This window comes from Schaalia odontolytica, assembly GCF_009730335.1.
Lineage (GTDB): Bacteria > Actinomycetota > Actinomycetes > Actinomycetales > Actinomycetaceae > Pauljensenia > Pauljensenia dentiphila.
The window spans coordinates 576,581-597,506 of sequence record NZ_CP046315.1 but is presented as its reverse complement, the minus strand read 5'-3'; the positions used below and the strand labels follow the sequence as shown (position 1 = coordinate 597,506).

At 64.1% G+C, this 20,926-nt stretch carries 15 protein-coding genes; 3 read left to right on the top strand and 12 right to left on the bottom strand.

The window, feature by feature from the left end:
- Positions 1 to 33: 33 nt before the first annotated feature.
- From clpB to FOC40_RS02545, 12 genes are all read right to left on the bottom strand, one after another.
- The gene (gene clpB / locus FOC40_RS02600; protein ID WP_039929121.1) at positions 34 to 2,646 is read right to left on the bottom strand and encodes an ATP-dependent chaperone ClpB; all 2,613 of its coding nucleotides are present in this window, start codon (positions 2,644 to 2,646) and stop codon (positions 34 to 36) included.
- 120 nt (positions 2,647 to 2,766) lie between these two features.
- Positions 2,767 to 3,429, bottom strand: a complete 663-nt coding sequence (locus FOC40_RS02595; protein WP_050755223.1) for a YbjN domain-containing protein — start codon at positions 3,427 to 3,429, stop codon at positions 2,767 to 2,769.
- A 359-nt stretch (positions 3,430 to 3,788) separates the two neighbouring features.
- The gene (locus tag FOC40_RS02590) at positions 3,789 to 5,201 is read right to left on the bottom strand and encodes a DUF418 domain-containing protein (protein WP_003793747.1); all 1,413 of its coding nucleotides are present in this window, start codon (positions 5,199 to 5,201) and stop codon (positions 3,789 to 3,791) included.
- Positions 5,202 to 5,289: 88 nt separating this feature from the next.
- Entirely contained in the window at positions 5,290 to 5,997 is a 708-nt protein-coding gene (locus FOC40_RS02585) for a hypothetical protein (RefSeq protein WP_231126051.1), read from the bottom strand.
- A 202-nt stretch (positions 5,998 to 6,199) separates the two neighbouring features.
- Positions 6,200 to 6,856 carry a hypothetical protein gene (locus FOC40_RS02580; protein WP_231126050.1) on the bottom strand — a complete coding sequence of 219 codons (657 nt, stop codon included), beginning with the start codon at positions 6,854 to 6,856 and terminating at the stop codon, positions 6,200 to 6,202.
- A 130-nt stretch (positions 6,857 to 6,986) separates the two neighbouring features.
- Complete coding sequence (locus tag FOC40_RS02575; protein ID WP_003793754.1) at positions 6,987 to 7,727, bottom strand: type 1 glutamine amidotransferase; 741 nt, start codon at positions 7,725 to 7,727, stop codon at positions 6,987 to 6,989.
- Positions 7,724 to 9,034 carry a Mur ligase family protein gene (locus FOC40_RS02570; RefSeq protein WP_003793756.1) on the bottom strand — a complete coding sequence of 437 codons (1,311 nt, stop codon included), beginning with the start codon at positions 9,032 to 9,034 and terminating at the stop codon, positions 7,724 to 7,726. Before FOC40_RS02570 ends, FOC40_RS02575 begins: the two co-directional genes overlap by 4 nt.
- A 564-nt stretch (positions 9,035 to 9,598) precedes the next feature.
- A complete protein-coding gene (locus FOC40_RS02565) occupies positions 9,599 to 10,153 on the bottom strand; it encodes a heat shock protein transcriptional repressor HspR (RefSeq protein ID WP_003793762.1) in 555 nt (184 codons plus the stop codon).
- Between the two features lie 3 nt (positions 10,154 to 10,156).
- Positions 10,157 to 11,203, bottom strand: coding sequence for a DnaJ C-terminal domain-containing protein (locus tag FOC40_RS02560; RefSeq protein WP_003793763.1), 1,047 nt, complete (start codon positions 11,201 to 11,203; stop codon positions 10,157 to 10,159).
- 39 nt (positions 11,204 to 11,242) lie between these two features.
- The gene (locus FOC40_RS02555; RefSeq protein WP_003793766.1) at positions 11,243 to 11,899 is read right to left on the bottom strand and encodes a nucleotide exchange factor GrpE; all 657 of its coding nucleotides are present in this window, start codon (positions 11,897 to 11,899) and stop codon (positions 11,243 to 11,245) included.
- Complete coding sequence (dnaK, locus tag FOC40_RS02550; protein ID WP_003793768.1) at positions 11,896 to 13,731, bottom strand: molecular chaperone DnaK; 1,836 nt, start codon at positions 13,729 to 13,731, stop codon at positions 11,896 to 11,898. Before dnaK ends, FOC40_RS02555 begins: the two co-directional genes overlap by 4 nt.
- Positions 13,732 to 14,035: 304 nt before the next feature.
- On the bottom strand, positions 14,036 to 16,297 hold the full coding sequence (locus tag FOC40_RS02545; RefSeq protein ID WP_155844110.1) for a DUF5979 domain-containing protein: 2,262 nt from the start codon (positions 16,295 to 16,297) through the stop codon (positions 14,036 to 14,038).
- A gap of 349 nt (positions 16,298 to 16,646) precedes the next feature.
- Between FOC40_RS02545 and FOC40_RS02540 the strand changes: the two genes are divergently transcribed.
- The 3 genes from FOC40_RS02540 (at position 16,647) to FOC40_RS02530 (ending at position 20,775) form a co-directional block, all read left to right on the top strand.
- Entirely contained in the window at positions 16,647 to 19,013 is a 2,367-nt protein-coding gene (locus FOC40_RS02540; RefSeq protein ID WP_003793771.1) for an alpha-L-fucosidase, read from the top strand.
- Between the two features lie 79 nt (positions 19,014 to 19,092).
- Positions 19,093 to 20,256, top strand: a complete 1,164-nt coding sequence (locus tag FOC40_RS02535; protein ID WP_003793773.1) for a methyltransferase domain-containing protein — start codon at positions 19,093 to 19,095, stop codon at positions 20,254 to 20,256.
- 135 nt (positions 20,257 to 20,391) lie between these two features.
- A complete protein-coding gene (locus tag FOC40_RS02530; RefSeq protein WP_003793775.1) occupies positions 20,392 to 20,775 on the top strand; it encodes a VOC family protein in 384 nt (127 codons plus the stop codon).
- The last annotated feature ends 151 nt before the right edge of the window (positions 20,776 to 20,926 follow it).

Genomic DNA, 20,926 nt, shown 5'->3' with positions numbered 1-20,926 from the left:
AAAACACACTGGTAGTCAGTGTACCGCGCAATCTCAGGGTTTATCAACATTCATGACAAGCCCGTCAATGGAATCGTTGATGTCAACTGTCACATTCTGACCATCTTGAACGTCTCCACTGAGCAGCAGCTTGGCCAGTCGATCGCCAATCTCGCGCTGAATCAAGCGGCGCAGCGGGCGCGCTCCGAAGGCCGGATCATAGCCGACTCGAGCGAGCCATCCACGGGCCGGTTCGGTTACTGTCAATCCGATGCGACGCTCGCGCAGACGAGACTCCAGCGACGCGACGAGCAAATCGACGATCTCACCCAGATTTTCACGGGTAAGAGCGTCAAACATGACCGTCTCATCCAGCCTATTGAGAAACTCCGGACGGAAGGCCACCGATACGACAGACATGACAGACTCCCGCTTTTCTTCGGGTGTCAAGTCCGGGTCCGCCAGGAACTGCGATCCGAGGTTCGAGGTGAGGATCAGAATGGTGTTGCGGAAGTCGACCGTCCGCCCCTGTCCGTCAGTGAGACGTCCATCATCCAGAACCTGCAAAAGAATGTCGAAAATCTCAGGATCGGCCTTCTCGACTTCGTCCAGCAGAACCACGGAATAGGGACGACGGCGCACCGCCTCGGTCAGCTGACCGCCCTGCTCGTAGCCCACGTACCCCGGAGGGGCGCCGACGAGGCGCGCCACCGAGTGCTTTTCGGAGTACTCGGACATGTCGATACGCACCATCGCACGCTCGTCGTCGAAGAGGAACTCCGCGAGCGCCTTGGCCAGCTCCGTCTTACCCACGCCCGTCGGGCCGAGGAAAAGGAACGAACCGGTCGGACGGTTCGGGTCGGACAGGCCTGCGCGGGAGCGACGGACCGCATCGGACACCGCACGCACGGCTTCCTTCTGACCAATCAGGCGCTTTCCGAGCTCATCCTCCATGTGCAGGAGCTTGTCCGTCTCCGTTTGCAGGAGCTTACCCGTCGGAATTCCGGTCCACGCCTCGATGACCTCGGCGATCTCTGCGGGGCCGACCTTCTCGGCGATCATCGGCTCGTCGTCGCTACGGGCATCCTGCTCCTCAGCCTGCGCTTCAGCCTCGGCGATCTGACGCTCGACTGCCGGGATTTCACCGTTCTGCAGGCGCCCGGCTTCCTCCCAACGCCCCTCGCGCACGGCCAGGTCCAGCTGGGTACGCAGCGAGTCGAGCTGGACGCGCAGCTCACCAACACGGTTGTGACCAGCCTTCTCAGCCTCCCAGCGAGCCGTCAGAGCACGCAGGCTCTCCTCGCGGTCAGCGAGGTCGGCGCGCAGCTTGCTCAGCCGCTCCTGGGTAGCCTCATCCAGGCCCTCCGGATCGGACTCGGTCAGGTAGGACTCCTCCATGCGGAGGCGATCCACGCTGCGGCGCAGCTCATCGATCTCGACGGGCGAGGAGTCCAGCTCCATGCGCAGGCGCGAGGCCGCCTCATCGATCAGGTCGATCGCCTTGTCGGGCAGCTGGCGCCCCGTGATGTAGCGGTTCGACAGGGTCGCCGCAGCAACGAGCGCACCATCGGAGATGGTCACCTTGTGGTGAGCCTCGTACTTCGGCGCGATACCGCGCAGGATCGCAACGGTGTCCTCAACCGAAGGCTCGCCGACGAACACCTGCTGGAAACGACGCTCCAGCGCCGGATCCTTTTCGATGTTCTCGCGGTACTCATCGAGAGTCGTCGCACCGACCATGCGCAGCTCGCCGCGGGCGAGCATGGGCTTGAGCATATTGCCCGCGTCCATCGCACCCTCGGAGCCGCCACCCGCACCAACGACGGTATGCAGCTCGTCGATGAAGGTGATGATCTGCCCGTCTGAGCGAGAAATCTCGGACAGAACCGCCTTCAGGCGCTCCTCGAATTCACCGCGGTACTTCGCGCCGGCGACCATCGACGCAACGTCAAGGGAGACGAGGCGCTTGTCGCGCAGGGACTCCGGGACGTCGCCCGCGACGATGCGCTGGGCGAGGCCTTCAACGACGGCCGTCTTGCCGACGCCGGGCTCGCCGATCAGAACAGGATTGTTCTTAGTACGACGGGACAGGACCTGCACAACGCGGCGAATCTCGTTGTCACGGCCGATAACCGGATCGAGCTTGCCTTCGCGCGCCACCTCCGTGAGGTCGCGCCCGTACTTGGACAGGGCCTCGAAGGACCCCTCGGGGTCCGCCGAGGTGATCGGATCGGGGCGCAGCTGCGCGAGAGCCTGAGTCAGCGCGTCGGCCTCGACGCCGCCCTGGGCGAGGATGCGACCCGCCTCGGTCTGCGACGCAGCCAGCGCGATGAGCAGATGCTCGGTCGAGATGTACTGGTCGCCGCCAGCCTCAGCCCGCTCGCCGGCGTCGCGAACGACCGCGAGCAGAGCGTTCGAGGGCTGGGCGCTTCCGGCGGATGCGCCCTGCGCACTCGGGAGCGCCACGAGGGCATTGCGAGTGCGTGCGCCGATCGCGCGAACGTCGGCCCCAACGGCCTCGAGCAGGGAGAGCGCGATGCCTTCGCGCTGTTCGATCAGTGCTTCCAGCAGGTGGATGGGCTCCACCTGCGGGTTACCGGCTGCACCGGCAGCCTGAAGCGCAGAGGAGACGGCCTCCTGCGCCTTTGTCGTCATTTCACGTGCCATGAAATCACTCCTCCAAATGGTTTGTCTGGTGGCGTCGAGACAGTCAACGCCTTCTGACAGACACAACGAAGCTGAAATTGAGTCTATTCCACTCAACTTCAATTTTGAGGGGGATGTGAGTCAGCTCTCGGGAAGCCAGGCAGGGCCATCAAACCCGCGCTGATGACCGCCGGCAGGACCGGGCCCTTCATCATCATCGAGGCCATAGCGCTCCTCGAGCGCGCGGAAAAGCTGAAGGGTTGTCGCCAGCGCACACATCACCTGCTGCACGAGCTGCGCATCCGTCGCGCCATACTCGTAATCGGCATTCACCTCGGCGACGACACGGTCTCCCTCGTCCTGATCAGCAACGTAGGCCTTGGGCCACAGGAACTCGCCGTGCCACGCCTGCAGGAAGTCACGCAGATCCTCACCACATTCAATGGGAACGAGGCTCTTCATGACGGCAACGATCGACAGCACCTCGCGCGAGTCTCCGAGGAAGCGGAAGCAGAACAGATGCCCCTCCCAAAAACCGCAGAGGTCTCCATCGCTATCGATACGCCACGCCCACCCCTCAGAATCAAAAAGGAGTCCTAAGCGCTCCTGCGTGATGGGACGAACCATATCGAAACGATTGGCTTCAAACTCCGAATTACCCGTGACAATTCCTTCCGGAGGTGCTGCATTGCTACCTCCCCATTGTTCCATATCAGGGGCGGTATCGTCCGGCAGTTCGCGGCGGCGAGGAGTCTCCTCACCATCGGTCCCGCCGTCGACATCCGCCCGCCATAGCCAGCCCATGATGCACCCCTAGTCGCGCCGATGATTGGTGACGCGCCACTGCGTCGCTACCGATGGGGCGAGAGCGCGCCGATCACCCCTGACAGCGGTCTGCACATGCATACCCATTGGCGCCTCCTCAGCTCACCTCATCGTGTTACCAGCACGTGTCTTGGTAACTTCACAGTAGCGCAGAAACCGCGAAAAACCAACGCCCCTGACAGATTCAGCCCCGCGGAGGGGATGCACAATAAGACGGCGCATCACCGTCGTCGCAGCTCACCCGGCAGAGTTCACATCCCTCCATGCTAAATGTGTAGTCTCTCACATTTTTACATAGCCCTTGCAAGTAGAGCTTATTTCTATTAAATAGGAAAAGTTCACTCGCTGTCGCACGTACTCCCCTGCACATTCCCATTGGGCTCGACACCCGATGCGGGGACCGGAGCCACAGGGAACGACGAGGCCTGCGTGACTCCTATGGACACATCCGAGCGAACGACGGGAACGGGAACGAAGACCGGCATCGGCCTCTTCTTGGCACTCTTCGCGACCAGCCAGCGCAGCGCCCACTCAGCGGGACCGCGCGAAGATCCCATTGCCTCGGCAATGACACAGCCCAGGCCGATCAGTGCCCACACGACGAGCGCAATCAGTCCGGACACGGCGACGCCCAGCGAGCGCACACCGAAGGAGATTGACAACCCGCAGATGAGGATGAAGAGCAGCGTCTGGGACAGGTAGGCGGTCATCGAACGGCGACCGATCGCGCTGAGGAAGGCGCACGCGGTGCCCAGCTTTTCGCGTGGGCCGCCACCCACGAGGGCCAGAAGCGCCAGCCAGCCGCACGCACCCGCGACCCCCGAGGCGTGGAACAGCGGGTAAGACCAGGCGGCCGAGCCGGCGAACGCCCAATCCAGCTGCATGAGCGCGAAAGGCAACCCTCCGAGCGCTCCGATCCCCAGGCCGCACGCCGCAATTCCGGACAGCAACGCCCCACGCCCACGCGGGTCCTGGAGGAGGCCCCAGCGCGCCACGCCCACGCCGATCATGACGCAGGGAACCACCAGAGCCGTGAGGACAGTCATCGGCGTCGCGATGAGCCAGGAGGCAACAGACACCAGCGGATACCCCGCGTCCAGCGATACAGGATCGTGGAACTCCAACATCATCGCTTCTCGGCCCATAAACGCCGCCATCGACCAGATTCCCAGCAGGCTCAAGGAGCCAACAAGTACGCCGACCAGCACACGCACCCATGCGCGCGTCATGACGATCACCTCAGCAAAAACCACCGCAACCAGGCCATACGCCCCGATGATGTCACCCGAGAAGAAGACAGCATGCACCAAGCCGAAGGCCAGCATCCACCAGCCGCGACGGCGAATCAGGCGCGAGGCCGTGCGGCGCGCATAACGCTCGACGTTCTCCTCGACAATCTGTCGTTGGACGGGATGCCAGCCGGCAACCTCCTCGGCAGTGAAGGTCTCCATGACGGCCCGGCGCTCACGCTCCATCGTGCGCGAGGCCATGATCGCCATGCCGAAACCGAACAGGATCGAGAACAGCGGGTAGGCCCTGCGGTCAACGAACAGGGTCCGCGCCAGGTACCACCACTGGTCGGCGCTGCCCATCGCCGCAAGCGCCGCATGCCCGGCGTGAGGCGCCTCCGGGAAGTACCTCAGCCAAAAGGGGACGTTTGCCAGCGCAATGAGCGCGAGCATAAAGCCACGCGCGACGTCGGGGGCCGGGTATCGAAGCTGGCGTTCTCCCGTGAAAGACAGGGTACGCATGGTGTCCTTCCTCGTGGTGGTGCCGGTGCGAAAAAGGGGCGAGGCCGGAGAGTCTGTCCGGGCCTCGCCCCTGATCGCGTTACATGGGTCAGTACATCGCTGACATCATGGCCTGCTGCTGAAGCTCTTTGGTCTTACTGCCGGCTCGAACCACGAGGACGATACCAACGATCAGCAGGACGACACCGGTGACGCCAACCACGGTGCTCCACAGGAATGCGAAGCCGACCGTGTTCGTAAAGTCATTGGGGCTCACGCTCATGCCCGTCATGGACGCCTTCTGGTCGACACCTTCGCAGCGGACCGTGTAGGTGCCATTGTTCAGGCCGTCGATGTAGTAGAGCGACTTGTCGCTCTGGAACGGGGACATGTCGTACACGTTGTTGCCCGAGTCAATCATCTTGCACGTAGTTGCCTCGCCGCCCGAGATCTGGAGCATGTAGCTGCCGGCTCCGCCGACCTCAACGGTGCCGCCATTCGAGAAGGTGGCACCTTGAGCCAGAGCGCCAGCCATATCCGTGACGCCCTGGAACCACAGGACAAAGAAAAGGATGGGAGCGGCGACAAAAGACGCGAGGACGCCCAGGACGATGAGAATGGTGCCGGGGGCCTTGCTGGGGCCCTTCACGATCGGCATCGGGGCCGGACCACCGTAACCCTGGAAGTTCTGAGGCCCTCCCTGCATCGGCATACCCTGCATCGGCATACCCTGCATCGGAGCTCCCGCTCCGTTGTCACCGTACTGGGGCCAGGGTGTGCCCTGATCGCCCGGGACACCGTAGGGGGGATTCGACATGTGCGTGCCTTCCTGAAGAAAACTTTGCTTAAGCATAACAATGCGGCAGGCAGACTGAACAGTGCGCCGACGCGATTGGAACGCTCAGATAACCCTCGATCGTACGCTGTTTCCTGCCGTGGGGGAAAACGCCAGAGGGAACCACAAAGGGGACGAGGCCCGGGATAGTTCCCCCCGCCTCGTCCCCTTGTCGGAATCCGAGTCAGCGCACGGCGCTCAGCATGGATTCCTGCGTGATGCGGCGGCGCTTGCCGTTCACCTTCACCAGGAGAACGATGCCGACGATCAGGAGAATCAGGCCGACAACACCGACAACGGTGCCCCACACGAAGGGCATGGCGAAGACCTTTGTCACGACCTCAGGCGATGCGTTGAATGCGGTGATGTTCGCGCCGCTGGCGATGCCGTCACACTGCAGCACGTACGAGCCCGCGGGCAGGTTCTCTGCCAGATACACGTCCTCGCTGCCAGCGTAGGGTTCCAGCTCGTAGCTCTTGTCATCTGCGCCAATCAGCGAGCAGGAGGGGTCCTTGTGCGCGTCGGCCCGCACCATGAAGATGCCATCCGCGGTCACAGTGACGACGCTGCCGTTGGCGGTGGTGCCACCCTTGACCGCGTTGCCATCGGTGCCAGCCACACCGGCGATCATCGTGGCAAAGAAGACAATCGGCGCGATGAAAACCATGAGTACCACGCCGAGAACGAGCGTGGTGATGGCGCCGCCTCGACCGGGCAGCTTCGACATGACCACGGGCGCGGGAGCACCGTAGCCCTGCGGGGCTGCGGCACCCGGGTAGGAAATGCCGTTCGTGGGCACCGCGTTCTGCTGGTCCGCGGGACCGTAGGAGGGATTCGACATGTCTATGCCTTTCTGATGGAAGATCGAGCTCAGAATACTAGAGTCCCGCAACCAGAGCGCGACAGGACCAGATTGTGCGTCGCCGCCCCCCGCCGGGAATCGGCGACGGATGAATGAGGCTGAGGCGAGGTCAGGACAGCTGAATGCCGGCCAGCCGTTCCTTGCGTAGCTCGGCGACACCCGGCACGTCGAGTGGTTCCAGCGTTGCGCCCGTGGCGCGCTCGAGCAGCAGGTCCGCCAGCTCGGGGTTACGGGCGAGAGCGGGGCCGTGCATGTAGGTGGCGATGACGGACCCCTGAACGGCGCCGTCATAGCGCACCTCGGGCGCTTCCTCTCCCTGGGGTGTGCCGTTTCCGACGCCCGAGATGACGCGTCCCAGCGGGGAGGCGTCTGGGCCGAGAACGGTGCCGCCCCCGTGATTCTCGAAACCCGTCAGAGTCTGCGTAAGGCCGTCAAGAACGGGCTCACAGACGAGCTCACCGATCGCTCGGTGCCCCTGTGGGCGCGTCGTAATATCGAGGACGCCCATACCGGGAACGCGCACGCCCCGAGCATCCTCGTACCAGTGGCCGAGAACCTGCAGGGAGGCGCAGATCGCGAGGAGCGGGCGCCCCGCGTAGAGGGCGCGGGCGAGACCGGAGGTGCCGCGGAACTTGTCGGCCGCGAGCGCCTGGGCGGTATCCTCGCCACCTCCGAGAGTGTAAATGTCTAGGCTGTCCGGGATCTCCTCGGTCAAGCCGACGTGGACGACCTCGGCGTCGATGCCGCGCCTGCGGGCTCGCTCGGCGAGGATCAGCGCGTTACCGCTGTCACCGTAGGTGCCCAGGACCTCGGGCATGAGGACGCCGATTCGCAGCGTGGAGGCACTCATCGCGCGCCTTCCTTTCGATCGAGCAGGACCTTGAAGTCGCGCATGGCCGTGTAGTTGAGGAGCATCTCGACGCGGCCGGGCTCGCACGCGGCGAGGGCGTCCATGGGCAGCGGAATGAGGTCGCAGTGGACGCCCGCATATTCGAGGCGCACGGCCAGGTCGGCGCCGCGCTCACCGCAGGTCACAACGCGGCGGCCGGGCTGCTTGACGGCGGAAAAGTCGACGTCCCACAGCCAGGAGAGGTCCTGGCCGTCGGGCACCTGGCCGTTGACGCCGATGACAACCTGGTCGACGCGCGGGTCGATCATCGTCATGGCTTCCTGCCATCCGGCGGGGTTCTTGGCGAGCATGAGGCGCGCACTGCGTCCGTTGACATCGTGGACGGAGTAGCGTCCCGCGACTTCGGCGACGCTGCTGACGGCCGCGGCGGCAGCAGCGGGGTCAATGCCCATCGCGACGGCGGCGGCGACGGCCTGCGCGGCATTGCCAAGGTTGGCGCGCCCGGGAAGCTTCAGCTTGAGGGGGACGCTGACGCCGTCGGGTCCACGCAGCGTCGCGCGCGGCCCCTCGGGGGCCAGCTCGATGTCCTCGAGCCACCACTGAGGCTGAGGACGGCTGCTGAGCTCAGGGAGTTCCTCGCCGTCGAAGGCTGGGATCAGGTGCCAGTCCTCGCCGGAGCGAACGACGCGGCCACCGCGCGGGTATGCGGCGGAGTCCCCTCCCCAACCGGCGCCTGCGGCCACCCACACGACGTTCGGATTGTCGGCGGCGGCGGAAACGATCAGCGGGTCATCGCAGTTGGCGACGACGACGGCGCCCGGGTGGGCCGAGGCCCCGTCACGCAGGCGACGCTCGACGGAGCCAATTTCGCCGACGCGGTCAAGCTGATCGCGCGAGAGATTCAGGTACACGAAGACCGCCGGCTTCACGTCGGCGGCGACGGCGGGCACGTGCATCTCGTCGACCTCGAGGGCCGCTCGCGTCGCCCCCTTACCCTGCATGAGGGCCGTAATCACGCCCGAGGTCATGTTGTCACCATTGATGTTCGAAGCGACGGGTCCGGCGCTTTCGAGGGCCGCCCGCACCATGCGCGTCGTCGTCGACTTTCCGTTCGTACCGGTCACGATGACGGAAGAGTAGGGGGCTGCCAGCTCCGAAAGGAACGTCGGCGAGATGCGCATGGCAACCTCACCGCCAATCATGCCGCCGGATCCGCGCCCGAGGGCCCGGGAGGCGAAGCGGGCGGCACCGCCGGCCGCTTTGGCCACGCGCGAGCGCACCGACAGGTGATGCGAAGATTTCGTCATGCGTCCACGTTAACGCATGCGGGGCATCGGTCGCACCGCTGACGCATCTCGATCCTTTCTATCAGGACACAGACGAGGGACACCTCTCAGACTGCCTTCCTCGCGCAACACGCTGATACCCATCTGACCTGCACAGATAGTTACGTATTGCATACCGACGTTATCCACGCCATCTCTCTGTGATGGCATCGATATTTCCTAACGGTCAATACCGACCGATGAGCCACCCACGAGCATCGTCCCACCGGCCCACAACATGAGCATTTTCAAGGAAAAGGCGTACCCACCAACAAACTTGCAGGTCAGAGGGCATTTCCAAAAAATAGTAGCGAATCTGACGCACACATTTCACGCAGCCCCTGCACGTTTGCGCCAAGCGGTCCACACCCCAACAATCAACTATCGAAACCGGCTGTGACCTGGTAAAACTATGTTCAGCAGGCGAAAGCCTGTCGCCTGTTCCAGGCTTCGGTCGGGGATCCTGTGTGCCCCCGGATCCTCGATCGAATATGCTGCGGGACCCATCCTTTGGATGGGTCCCGCAGTCCTTTATGTCTCGATGTCCTAGCTGCGAGAGACGATCGTCCCTTCAATCACCGCGCGCGCGTTCGATCGCGGCGCAGCCGGAAGGGCCGAACGCGCCGAAGCCTCGGAGGAGGCGAGCGCCGCGAGCGCCCGCACCGGATTCCACACGGTGAGAGAGCCCCCAGAGCGAGCCTCAGACCTCGAGGAGCTATCCCATGGGCGCTGGCCTCGTCGCATCGGCATGACCTGACCGTCCGCAGACGCAGCGAACACACGGTTGCGCTTAGCCTCGGCCGCGGCGACCGCCCCACGCAGAGCGTCCCGTTCCTCTTCCAAGGCCTCGACTCGCCGCTCGAGCTCGAGGATACGTCGGATACCCGCCAGGTTGATGCCCTCTTCCTGGCTCATCCGCTGCACGTCGCGCAGACGCTGCACGTCCCGCTTCGTATAGCGGCGTCCCCGCCCCTTAGTACGGGCCGGGATCACCAGGCCGAGACGGTCGTACTGGCGCAGGGTCTGCGGATGCATGCCCGCCAGCTCAGCCGCAACCGAGATGACGAACGTGATCGCATCGTCCGATCCCGTCGTCGCCATGGCTTACTCCTCCACGGCCTTGAACAGGGAGGCGCGGACGTCGAGGTCACCCTCGGCCGTCGCCATCTCCTTCGCGAGCTTCTTGAGGTCGCGGCTCGGCTTGGCGGGAACCTGGATGGCCACGCGGGCAATCAGGTCACCCGTCGCCTTGGAGGTCTTCACTCCCCCGCCGCGCATGCGAATCTCGGAGCCCGAGGAGGAACCCGCAGGCACCTTGACCGTGGCCGTGTTGCCATCGATTATGGGCACGTCGACGACGGTACCGAGGATCGCCTCGGACACCGTGACGGGCAGGGTGAGAACCAGGTCGTCGCCCTCGCGCGAGAACACGGGATGCGGCTTGACGGTCACGGCGACCTCGAGGTCGCCGGCGGGACCGCCGTTGATACCGGGCTTGCCGTGGCCCTTGACGCGGACCTTCTGGCCATCCTTAATGCCCGCGGGAATGCGGACCTTGATCGGAGAGCCGCCGACCTTGATGGTCAGGGTCGCGCCGTTGAGGGCCTGGCGGAAGGAGATGGAAAGCTTCGCGCGCACGGTCCCACCCTTTTCAGGGGTGGGCGCCGCCTGCTGGGCGTGACCGGCTCCGCCGAAGGGCGAACCGTAGGGGTCGCCCCCAAAACGCGCGCCACCGCCGCCACCGCCGAAGAGACCGGAGAGGATGTCTTCGAAGCCACCACCGCCGGGCATGCCGGAGGTCTGGAAGCGCACGTTATGACCGCCGCCTCCGAAGCCGCCGGCACCGCCGAAGGCACCGAAGAGGTCCTCGAAGCCGCCCGCGCCGCCCGATCCGGCGGAGAAGCGTGCCCCGCCGCTAGCCATCGCGCGGATCGCGTCATAGCGCTTGCGATCCTCGTCATTGGACAGGACGGCGTAGGCCTCGCCGATTTCCTTGAACTTATCCTCAGCGGCCTTGTCGCCCGGGTTCTGATCCGGGTGCCACTGCCGAGCCAGCTTGCGGTAGGCCTTGGTGATGGCCTTCTTATCCGCTGTCTTGTCAACTCCGAGGACCTTGTAGAAGTCCTTGGAGAACCATTCCTGTTCACTCACGCGCGTGTCACCTCTCTTTCAGTTGCGAGCGTGTCGATGTCATTCAGGGTTGTTCACCAGCACCTTCGCGGCGCGCACGACGCGTTCGCCACGGCGATAGCCACTCGTGAGGACCTGCCCGATGACGGGATGGTCGACGTCCGGGCTGGTGGTCGCCATAAGGGCGTCGTGCAGGGCGGGATCGAAGTCGTCGCCCGGGGCGCCGTAGCGCTCCAGCTCGAAACGCGTCTTGAGCGTCTCCTCGAGCTTCGTGGCGATCGACGCGAAGGGGCCATCCTCCAGGTCGCCATGCGCGCGGGCGGCGGCGATGTCGTCGAGGACGCTGATGAGCGACTCGATGACCTCGTCCTGGCCCGCGGTCTTGTAGCCGGGGATGGCCTCCTTGGAGCGGCGCACATAGTTGGCGTACTCCTGGCCCTGGTTATACAGCTCCGCGTTGGCGCGGGCCAGCTGGTCCTCAACGCTCGCGATGCGCTCGAGGGCCGTGGCGAGGTCGGAGTCCTCGATCTGCTCCTCGAAGGCGCTCATGTCGTCGGCCGAGCCCTCGGACGAGGCCTGGGCAGCGTCATCCGCGCCGAGTGCGGTCTCGTTGTTCTCGGCCGCCTGGCCGGCCGGGGCCGACTCGAAGGAGTCGGCCCCGGCGACGTTGGCGTCTTCGTTGGGCGCCGAGAAACCGTTGGTTTCTTCGGTGCTCACTTGTTGTCCTCGTCAACGATCTCGGCGTCCACGACGTCGTCCTGCGCGGGCGCGGACTGGGCACCGGCCTCGTCGGCCTGCTGCTTGGCGTAGATCTCCTGGCCGATCTTCATGCCGGACTCGGACAGGGTCGCCGTGGCGGTCTTCACGGCCTCGATGTCGTCACCCTTGAGGGCTTCCTTGACGGCGTCGACGTCCTTCTGGACGGCCTCGCGAGTCTCCTCAGAGATTTTGTCGGCCTCGTCCTTGAGCAGCTTCTCCGTCGCGTAGACGGCCTGCTCAGCCTGGTTTCGGATGTCGGCCTCTTCGCGGCGCTTCTTATCCTCGGCGGCGTGCTCCTCGGCCTCGCGCACCATGCGGTCGATCTCCTCCTTGGACAGGGACGAACCACCGGTGATCGTCACCGACTGCTCCTTGCCGGTGCCACGATCCTTCGCGGAGACGTGAACGATGCCGTTCGCGTCGATGTCGAAGGTGACCTCGATCTGCGGCACGCCACGGGGCGCCGGGGCGATGCCGGACAGCTCGAAGGTGCCGAGCAGCTTGTTGTCACGGGCGAACTCACGCTCGCCCTGGTAGACCTGGATAAGCACGGAGGGCTGGCCGTCCTCGGCGGTGGAGAAGATCTCCGAGGCCTTGGTCGGGATGGCCGTGTTGCGATCGATGAGCTTGGTCATGACGCCACCCTTGGTCTCGATACCGAGCGACAGCGGGGTCACGTCGATGAGCAGGACATCCTTACGGTCACCCTGGATGACACCGGCCTGCAGGGCGGCACCCACGGCGACGACCTCATCGGGGTTGACGCCCTTGTTGGGCTCGCGACCGCCGGTCAGCTCCTTGACGACCTCGGTGACGGCGGGCATACGGGTGGAGCCGCCGACGAGCACGACGTGGTCGATCTCGGAGACGGTCACGCCAGCCTCAGCCATGACATCGCGGAAGGGCTTCTTGGTGCGCTCAAGCAGGTCGGAGGTGAGCTCCTCGAACTTGGCGCGTGTGAGGGACTCATCCAGGTGGATGGGGCCATCGGCGGTCATGGACAGGTACTGCAGCGAGATGTTCGTGGAGGTCGCGGAGGACAGCTCCTTCTTCGCCTGCTCAGCGGCTTCCTTCAGGCGCTGGAGGGCGACCGCGTCCTTGGACAGGTCGGCGCCGGTCTTGGCCTTGACCCGGTCGATCAGCCAGTTAACGATGCGCTGATCCCAGTCGTCGCCACCCAGGTTGTTGTCGCCGGAGGTGGCGCGCACCTGGATGGTGGAGAAGCCGTCGTCATCCTTGCCCACCTCGAGGAGGGACACGTCGAAGGTGCCGCCACCGAGGTCGAAGACCAGGATGAGCTCATCTTCCTTGCCCTTTTCGAGGCCGTAGGCGAGGGCCGCGGCGGTGGGCTCGTTGACGATGCGCTCGACCTTGAGGCCGGCGATCTGACCGGCGTCCTTGGTGGCCTGGCGCTGAGCGTCGTTGAAGTAGGCAGGGACGGTGATGACAGCCTCGGTGACGGGCTCGCCCAGGTAGGCCTCGGCGTCAGCCTTCAGCTTCATGAGGATGCGCGCGGAGATTTCCTGCGCGGTGTACTTCTTACCGTCGATCTCCGTGGTCCAGTCGGTGCCCATGTGGCGCTTGACGGACGAGATGGTGCGATCAACGTTCGTGACCGCCTGACGCTTGGCTATCTCACCAACCAGGACCTCGCCGGTCTTGGAGAAGGCAACGACCGAGGGAGTCGTGCGAGCGCCTTCAGCGTTCGGAATAATGGTGGGTTCGCCGCCTTCGAGGACGGCGATAGCGGAGTTGGTGGTGCCGAGGTCGATGCCGACTGCACGTGCCATAGTGTGTGTTCCTTTCATCGGCGAGGCCGACTCCGTCTCACCGGAGCGGCTCGCATTGCTGTCTCGTGCCGGGATGATCCCGACAGACCCTTGAGTCTGATGTACTCAACTTTACGAGCAGACCTTTTATTCCGCAACCTGAAGAGACAGAACTTGAGTCACATATGCTCAGGTTTCACAATGAGCGTTATTTACCCAGCTATGGCCGAACAACTCTCCCGGATGATACGGCGGACCCCCGGGCCCGTGGGGCCCGGGGGTCCGGAGCTCAGCGCTCAGAGCGCTCGCTCAACCGTTGAGCGCATCAGTGACGCGCGCGGCGCAGGGCGAGGAGTCCTCCACCCGCTCCCAGCAGGATCAGGGTCGCGAGGGATCCACCGATCACATCGGCGCCAGTCTTGGCCAGCTTGGGACGGTCTCCACCGCCGTTGCCACCGGGGGTCTCACTCGGCGTCGGGGTCGGCGACGGAACCGGGGTGTAGGTGTTGGTCACCTCGAAGGAGGCCACCTCACCGGACTTAACCATCACAGGATCAATCGTGGAGGTCTGGAGGGTGAAGCCAGCAACCGACGCATCACGCTCGGTCACCGTGCAAGTCGCACCAGCGGGAATCTCAGCAGACTCCTTGGCCTGACCGGCAACAACATCCGTGATCGAACCGGAGGTCTTCGCAGCATCGTCACACACGTAATCGAAAGCGAAGGTCTTACCAGCCGGAATGTCACCAACAACCTTCTTGGTCACAGCAATCTTGCCCGGAACCGGGGTGTAGGTGTTGGTCACCTCGAAGGAGGCCACCTCACCGGACTTAACCATCACAGGATCAATCGTGGAGGTCTGGAGGGTGAAGCCAGCAACCGACGCATCACGCTCGGTCACCGTGCAAGTCGCACCAGCGGGAATCTCAGCAGACTCCTTGGCCTGACCGGCAACAACATCCGTGATCGAACCGGAGGTCTTCGCAGCATCGTCACACACGTAATCGAAAGCGAAGGTCTTACCAGCCGGAATGTCACCAACAACCTTCTTGGTCACAGCAATCTTGCCGGGAGCCGGGGCTGCGGTGTTGGTCAGCGTGACCGCAGAGACGTTGTTCTCAGCGATGGTGAAGGAGACCTCGTTCACGGCGCTCGTGGATCCGACGGAGAAGGAGGGCTCCCCCTGCCAACGCAGTGCAGCAGGCAGCTGTGCGGAGTCGAGGGACTCCGTGAGCGTCACCTTGGTGCCCTTGGGGAAGGCCACACCGGCCACGCCCTGCTCAACGGGAACCTTCATCGTGTAGGGGTTGGTTCCGCCCTCGGGAGCGGTCCACTCGGGGTGGAGAGCCGGGTCCCAGCCAGCGGGAAGTTCGTACTTGACGTTAACCGTGACGGCCGTGGCGGCGGGGATCTGTCCCGCGTCGGCACCGACCTGCGCTCCGAGGACGTACTTCTTCACGCCGAAGGCACCGTAGCCGGGCTTCATCTCAATGGTGTAGGTGATCGGGTCGCGGTAGCTGATCGCCGAGGTGATCGGGCCTTCCTTGTCACCCACCAGCGTCGCACTGTTCGTGTACTGCTTCTCAGGGATGACGTTACCGTCGATCTTCGAGGAGTAGACGATCTCGTAGTTAATCGCCGGGTCGAAGTTGCCGTCAGTACGGGTGAGAGTCACCGTCGCAGACTTGCCGTCTGCGGAGATCGTACGCTCCAGCGTGTAGTTGCCGTAGGTCGTTTTGATGCCGGGCTGCCCGACTCGCGCGACCGTCGGGTACTGGTTCGGCGCACTCTTGGGGTCCACTCGAACGTACCAGGTGGAGTCATCAGGCAGCAGCGTCTGACCGTCAGCACCGAGGACATCGTTGAAGACGACCTTGTTCGCATAGGTTCCCGCAGGCATTCCAGAACGCTCCGAAAGGCGGCGCCCGGAACCAGTAATGTGCCAGTTGATCTGGGTCGAGTCGCGCTTGAGGGAGTTGGCATACTTGCCGACGTTCTTCTCGGTCCACAGGCGCTGGGTGATGGGCTCATCGTTCGGGTTGGGAACCTGAGTCTCAACACCGTTGGCATTGAAAGGAAGCTTGGTCAGAGGAGTTTCCTTCTGAGCCATGAGCATCTGATTCATCTTGCCCTTGACGTTGCTTTGGGCCGCGACAGCTTGATTGAAGGTACAGGTCATGACATCGGCGGCGGTCACACACTCGCCGACCTGCACGCCTTCAAACATCAGCGGATCGCTACGCCCAACCTCGCGGAAACGGTAGTAGTTCGTAATGTCAGGCAGTGCGGCCCCAGTGGTCGGCAGCCCGACCGTGAAAGAGTCGCCCGGCTGCGGATTGGCATCGCTGGCATCCCACTCAACGTACATCCTCACCGGATCCTCAACCTGGGCACCCGCCCCGGGGATCTCCACTCCGTCCTGGTCAGACAGAACGAGGGGCTTGATCGCAACCTTAATGTTGGGGTTGACGGCAGCCTCGGCGGGCGCGGCCGAAAAGACGCCAAAGACGCCTATCCCCGTTGCGGCAAGAACAAGCGCCGAGGCGCTAGCTGCCACCCGCGCCCACTTAGCGCGGAACATCGTCATCAATTCATCCTCCGTAGGGTTCGTTTCAATCCGCGCGGCCTGGACATAGTGGTGACCACGACGGTTACCAGACACACTACGTATGATCGGAATGACCCATAAGACCCAAAGCTCAACAAACCCTGACCATCCTCTGGAAGTTAGCTCGACCACCAGGTTCCACGCACCCACAGAGCCAACAGGAGACGCCAGCAACAACTTTCCAACCAGTCAGCATTTAAAATATGCACTTGATCACAACCAGCTCGACACGCCGTAGCAATGTGGCAGCAAATGGCATTCATCACTTTCCTTCGCTAGACTGTGACCGCCTCCAAACCGGAGTTTCTCATCAATCAACGGAGACTTGATGCACATCACGAAACGAGTGGCTGGTACCCTCCTCGCCGGCCTCCTAACACTAGGAATGGCAGGTCCCGCCTTGGCCGACACGCCGACAGCCGACGGTGCCCAGTCCGGCACCCCCGCCCCCCAGGCCACCTACGACGCGCGCTACGCGATCCCCGCAGCCGTCGCAGCCTCGAGCGAGGCGAAGGTATCCGAGTGGCAGGACATGAAGTACGCCATGTTCATCCACTGGGGCGTCTACTCCTCCTACGCAGGCTGGTACAAGGGCCAGAAGCAGGAAGTGGGCTACCCCGAGCAGATCAAGGCATGGGGCCACCAGCAGACCTGGGATTCCCGTATCCCGCTCCAGGGCATCCCGCGCGAAGAGTACCTGGCCACCGCCCAAACATTCGAGGCCCCCAACTTCGATGCCACCGCGTGGTGCCAGCAGGCCAAAGACACCGGCATGAAGATGCTGCTCATCACCTCCAAACACCACGACGGCTTCGCCATGTGGGACACGGCAACAACCGACTACAACTTCACCAAGCAGTCGCCATCCCACCGCGACCCGCTCCTCGAGCTGTCCCAGGCCTGCAAGCAGGTCGGCATTAAGTTCGGCCTCTACTTCTCCAACATCGACTGGGAGAAGCAGCCCGAGAACCCCTGGCAAAACGCCAACACGCTCGACGAAGAGGGCTACATGGAATACATCCATGCCCAACTCAAGGAACTCCTCGGCGGTAAGTACGGCGAGATCGCCGAGCTCTGGTACGACATGGGAAAGCCCAACCCTGCCCAGTCTGACCAGCTGCGCAAGTGGGCGCACGAACTCCAGCCGAACATCATGATCAACTCGCGCGTGGGCAACGACCGCGCGGACTTTGAGGTCGGCTGGGACAACGAGATGCAGTCCGAGCAGACCCAGGGCCCCTGGGAGTCGGCCGTCTCGATCTTCCACAAGACATGGGGCTACGCGAACTGGGACGACGCGGCTCCCAAGTTCAAGGACACCGGCTACCCGGACTACCCGAACTGGGACCACATGATCAACGTGGACAACACGACGGCGCTGCGTAAAGCGCCCGGCGGCGCCCACAAGAAGACCACCGAGATCGTGGGCAACATGTTCTCGACCGTTGCCCTGGGAGGCCAGTTCCTCTTCAACGTCGGCCCAAAGTTCGACGGTTCCTACGACCCGTGGGATGCCTCCGTCCTCAAGGGAATCGGCGACTGGAACCGCGCACACCCCGGCATCCTCAACAACTCGCGCCCGACCCACTTCCCCATCGAGTCCTGGGGCAAGACCATGGTCGATGACTCCCACATCTACATGGGCATCGAGAAGTGGCCCGCTGACGGCGTGATTACCCTACGCGGCGCCGGCGCCAACGACATCTCCTCGGTGAAGCTGGACGGCTCCGACGCGGCTCTGACCTACAAGGTCGAGGGCAACGACCTCGTCATCACGCTGCCCGCGCAGCCCGACGAGATCCTCCCCGTCGTCACGGCCACCACGAACGGCGCACCCAACTACGTGCCCACCGGCCTGACCACCATCGGCACCGAGGCGACCACGATCCCCGCCTCCGGCCTCGAAAAGTTCAAGGCCCCCACCCCCAAGACCGGCGAGACCAGCTTCACGGCCTCCATCACCTCGGGTGACCAGATCGCCTCGGGCGTAAGCGTCTCCTTCGACACCGAGGGCTTCACGGACGCCTACGCGAAGTACAAGGTCAGCGTCGACGGACAGGTCATCAAGGGCCTGACAGTCGCCGAGCTCAAGGAAGGCGTCGGCCCCTTCGCGATCGGAGCAAACCAGACCGCTCGCGTGACCCTGGAATACGACAACCCGGCATACGTCCTCAAGGGCTTCGGCAAGGACACGACCGTCAAGTCGGTCACCGTCAAGGCCGAGAAGCTCTCGACCCCCGCCGTGACCGTCAAGCCGTCGACCGTCGAGGCAGGAAAGACGATCACTGTGAAGGGCACGGGCTTCGCTCCCGAGTCCGCCGTGACCCTCACGCTGCACTCCGAGCCTGTTGAGGTCGGCACCGCCACCGTTGACGAGAACGGGGCTTTCTCCGCAGAGGTAACGGTTCCCGCCAACACCGAGGCCGGGGACCACACGGTCGTCGCGGAGTCCACTTCGCCAGCAGTTACGGCATCCGCACCGCTGACGGTGACCGCGCCAGCCGTTCCCTCCGCGGAGCCGAGCGCATCTCCGAGCGTCCAGCCCTCCGCAGCCCCGGCACCCGCCCCCGAGCAGGGCGGCAAGGGAGGCCTGGCCCGAACCGGTACCAACGCGCTGATCGTCGTCGCTGGCGCGCTGATCGCCGCCGGTGTCGGCACCGTGCTCATCCGCCGCTCGCGTCTGACCAAGGCCTAAGCGCCGCGTGGGCATAACCACCACTCAAGTGGGCGGGGCGTACCTGACGGTACACCCCGCCCACACTTACACTTAACAGATGCGCTGCGACCACTTTGACGCCGGCACCTGCCACTCCTGTTCGCTCCTCCCCCAGCCCTACGAGCGACAGCTCGCGGAGAAGGTTGACGCAGTCGTGGCAGCTTTAGCCCACGTCCCGGGAACCCAGGAGATCCGGTGGCTAAGCCCAGCCTCGTCCCCCGAAGAGGGATTCCGCACGAGCGTCAAGCTCGTGGTCGGAGGCAGTCGCCGCCGCCCCACCCTGGGCCTCCTGGGGCCCGACCGGCGCGGCGTCGACCTACCCGGCTGCCCCATCCAGCACCCCGCGATCAATCGCGCGACGCCCGGCCTCAAGCGCTTCATCCGGGCACTGGACCTCACCCCCTACGACGTGCCCACCAAGCGCGGAGAACTCAAGAACATCCTCGTCACCGTGGGGGCGGAGGAGCGCCTCATGATTCGCTTCGTGCTACGCACGCGCGAGCGAGTCTCTGACATCCGCTCGGCACTGCCGCTCCTGCGCGATCTCGTGCCGAGCGCGCACGTCGTCACAGCGAACATTCACCCCACGCACGAGGCCATCGTGGAGGGGCCCGACGAGATCATCCTGACGCGGACCCGCACGCTACCGCTCAGCGTCGAGGGCCTCGAGTTGGGGCCTCGCTCTTTCGCGCAGACCAACGCACACGTCGCTTCCACCCTGTACGAGCAGGCCTCGGTGTGGGCGTCGCGGCCCTTCACCGACGGGCGGCTGCCCGAAAGCCTGTGGGATCTGTACTGCGGCGTCGGCGGATTCGCGCTGGCGTGCGCTCGCTCCGGGTTCCCGCGCGTCACCGGCGTCGAAGTCTCCCCCGGCGCGATTTCTTCTGCGATCAGCGCCGCCCGACACGCGGGTCTGTCCCGAGGCGCCGCCACCTTCATCGCAGACGACGCGACCGCGTGGGCGCGCGCCCAGTCGCCCGAGGATGTGCCCGACGTGATCGTCGTCAACCCGCCGCGTCGAGGCATTGGGGCGGATCTTGCCGCCTACCTCAATGGATGCGCCGCTCCCCGCGTCATCTACTCCTCGTGCAATCCCGCGTCGTTGGCGAGAGACCTGCAGCTCATGCCATCCCTGCGACCCGTCGAGGGCCGCATCTTCGACATGTTCCCGCACACGACCCACGTGGAGGTCGCCCTCCTCCTCGAGCGAGAGCGCGCGTAGCGGAAAGACTACTGTAGCGCCGGACCGCCACGGGGACGAATTCCCGGCCCTCTCCTCGGAACAGGCCAAACACACACCTCGCACGCAACCGATACACTGACGCGAAACGACACTGCCCCCGAAAGGCTTGCGTCCATGAGGATCGAACACGTCGCGATGTATATCAACGACCTCGAGGCCGCGCGCGACTTCTTCGTCCGCTACCTCGGAGGCCGCTCCGACGGCGGCTACCACAACACGACCACGGGTTTTCGATCCTACTTCATCACTTTCGAGGAAGGCCCGCGCCTGGAAGTCATGACGAAGCCGCGCATGGACGATGCCGTCAAGGGCATCAATCGCACGGGGTACGCGCACATCGCTTTCTCTGTCGGAAGCGAGGAAGCGGTCGACGAGTTGACCGCCACCCTCCACGCTGGGGGGTACGAGGTCCTGAGCGGCCCCAGAACAACCGGCGACGGCTACTACGAGAGCTGCGTCGTGGCCATCGAGGGAAACCAGATCGAGATCACGATCTGATGCCGCTGCGTGCGCACTATCGTCGATGCTTCTGCCATCAACCTCACGCGGCTCACCGAGTCGCATAGGTTCCATCGTGGGCGAATAACTGCACGGAGCACCCACGTGTCCGCCAACTGGCGTCGCCTTGCAAGACCCCTCTTCCACGCCT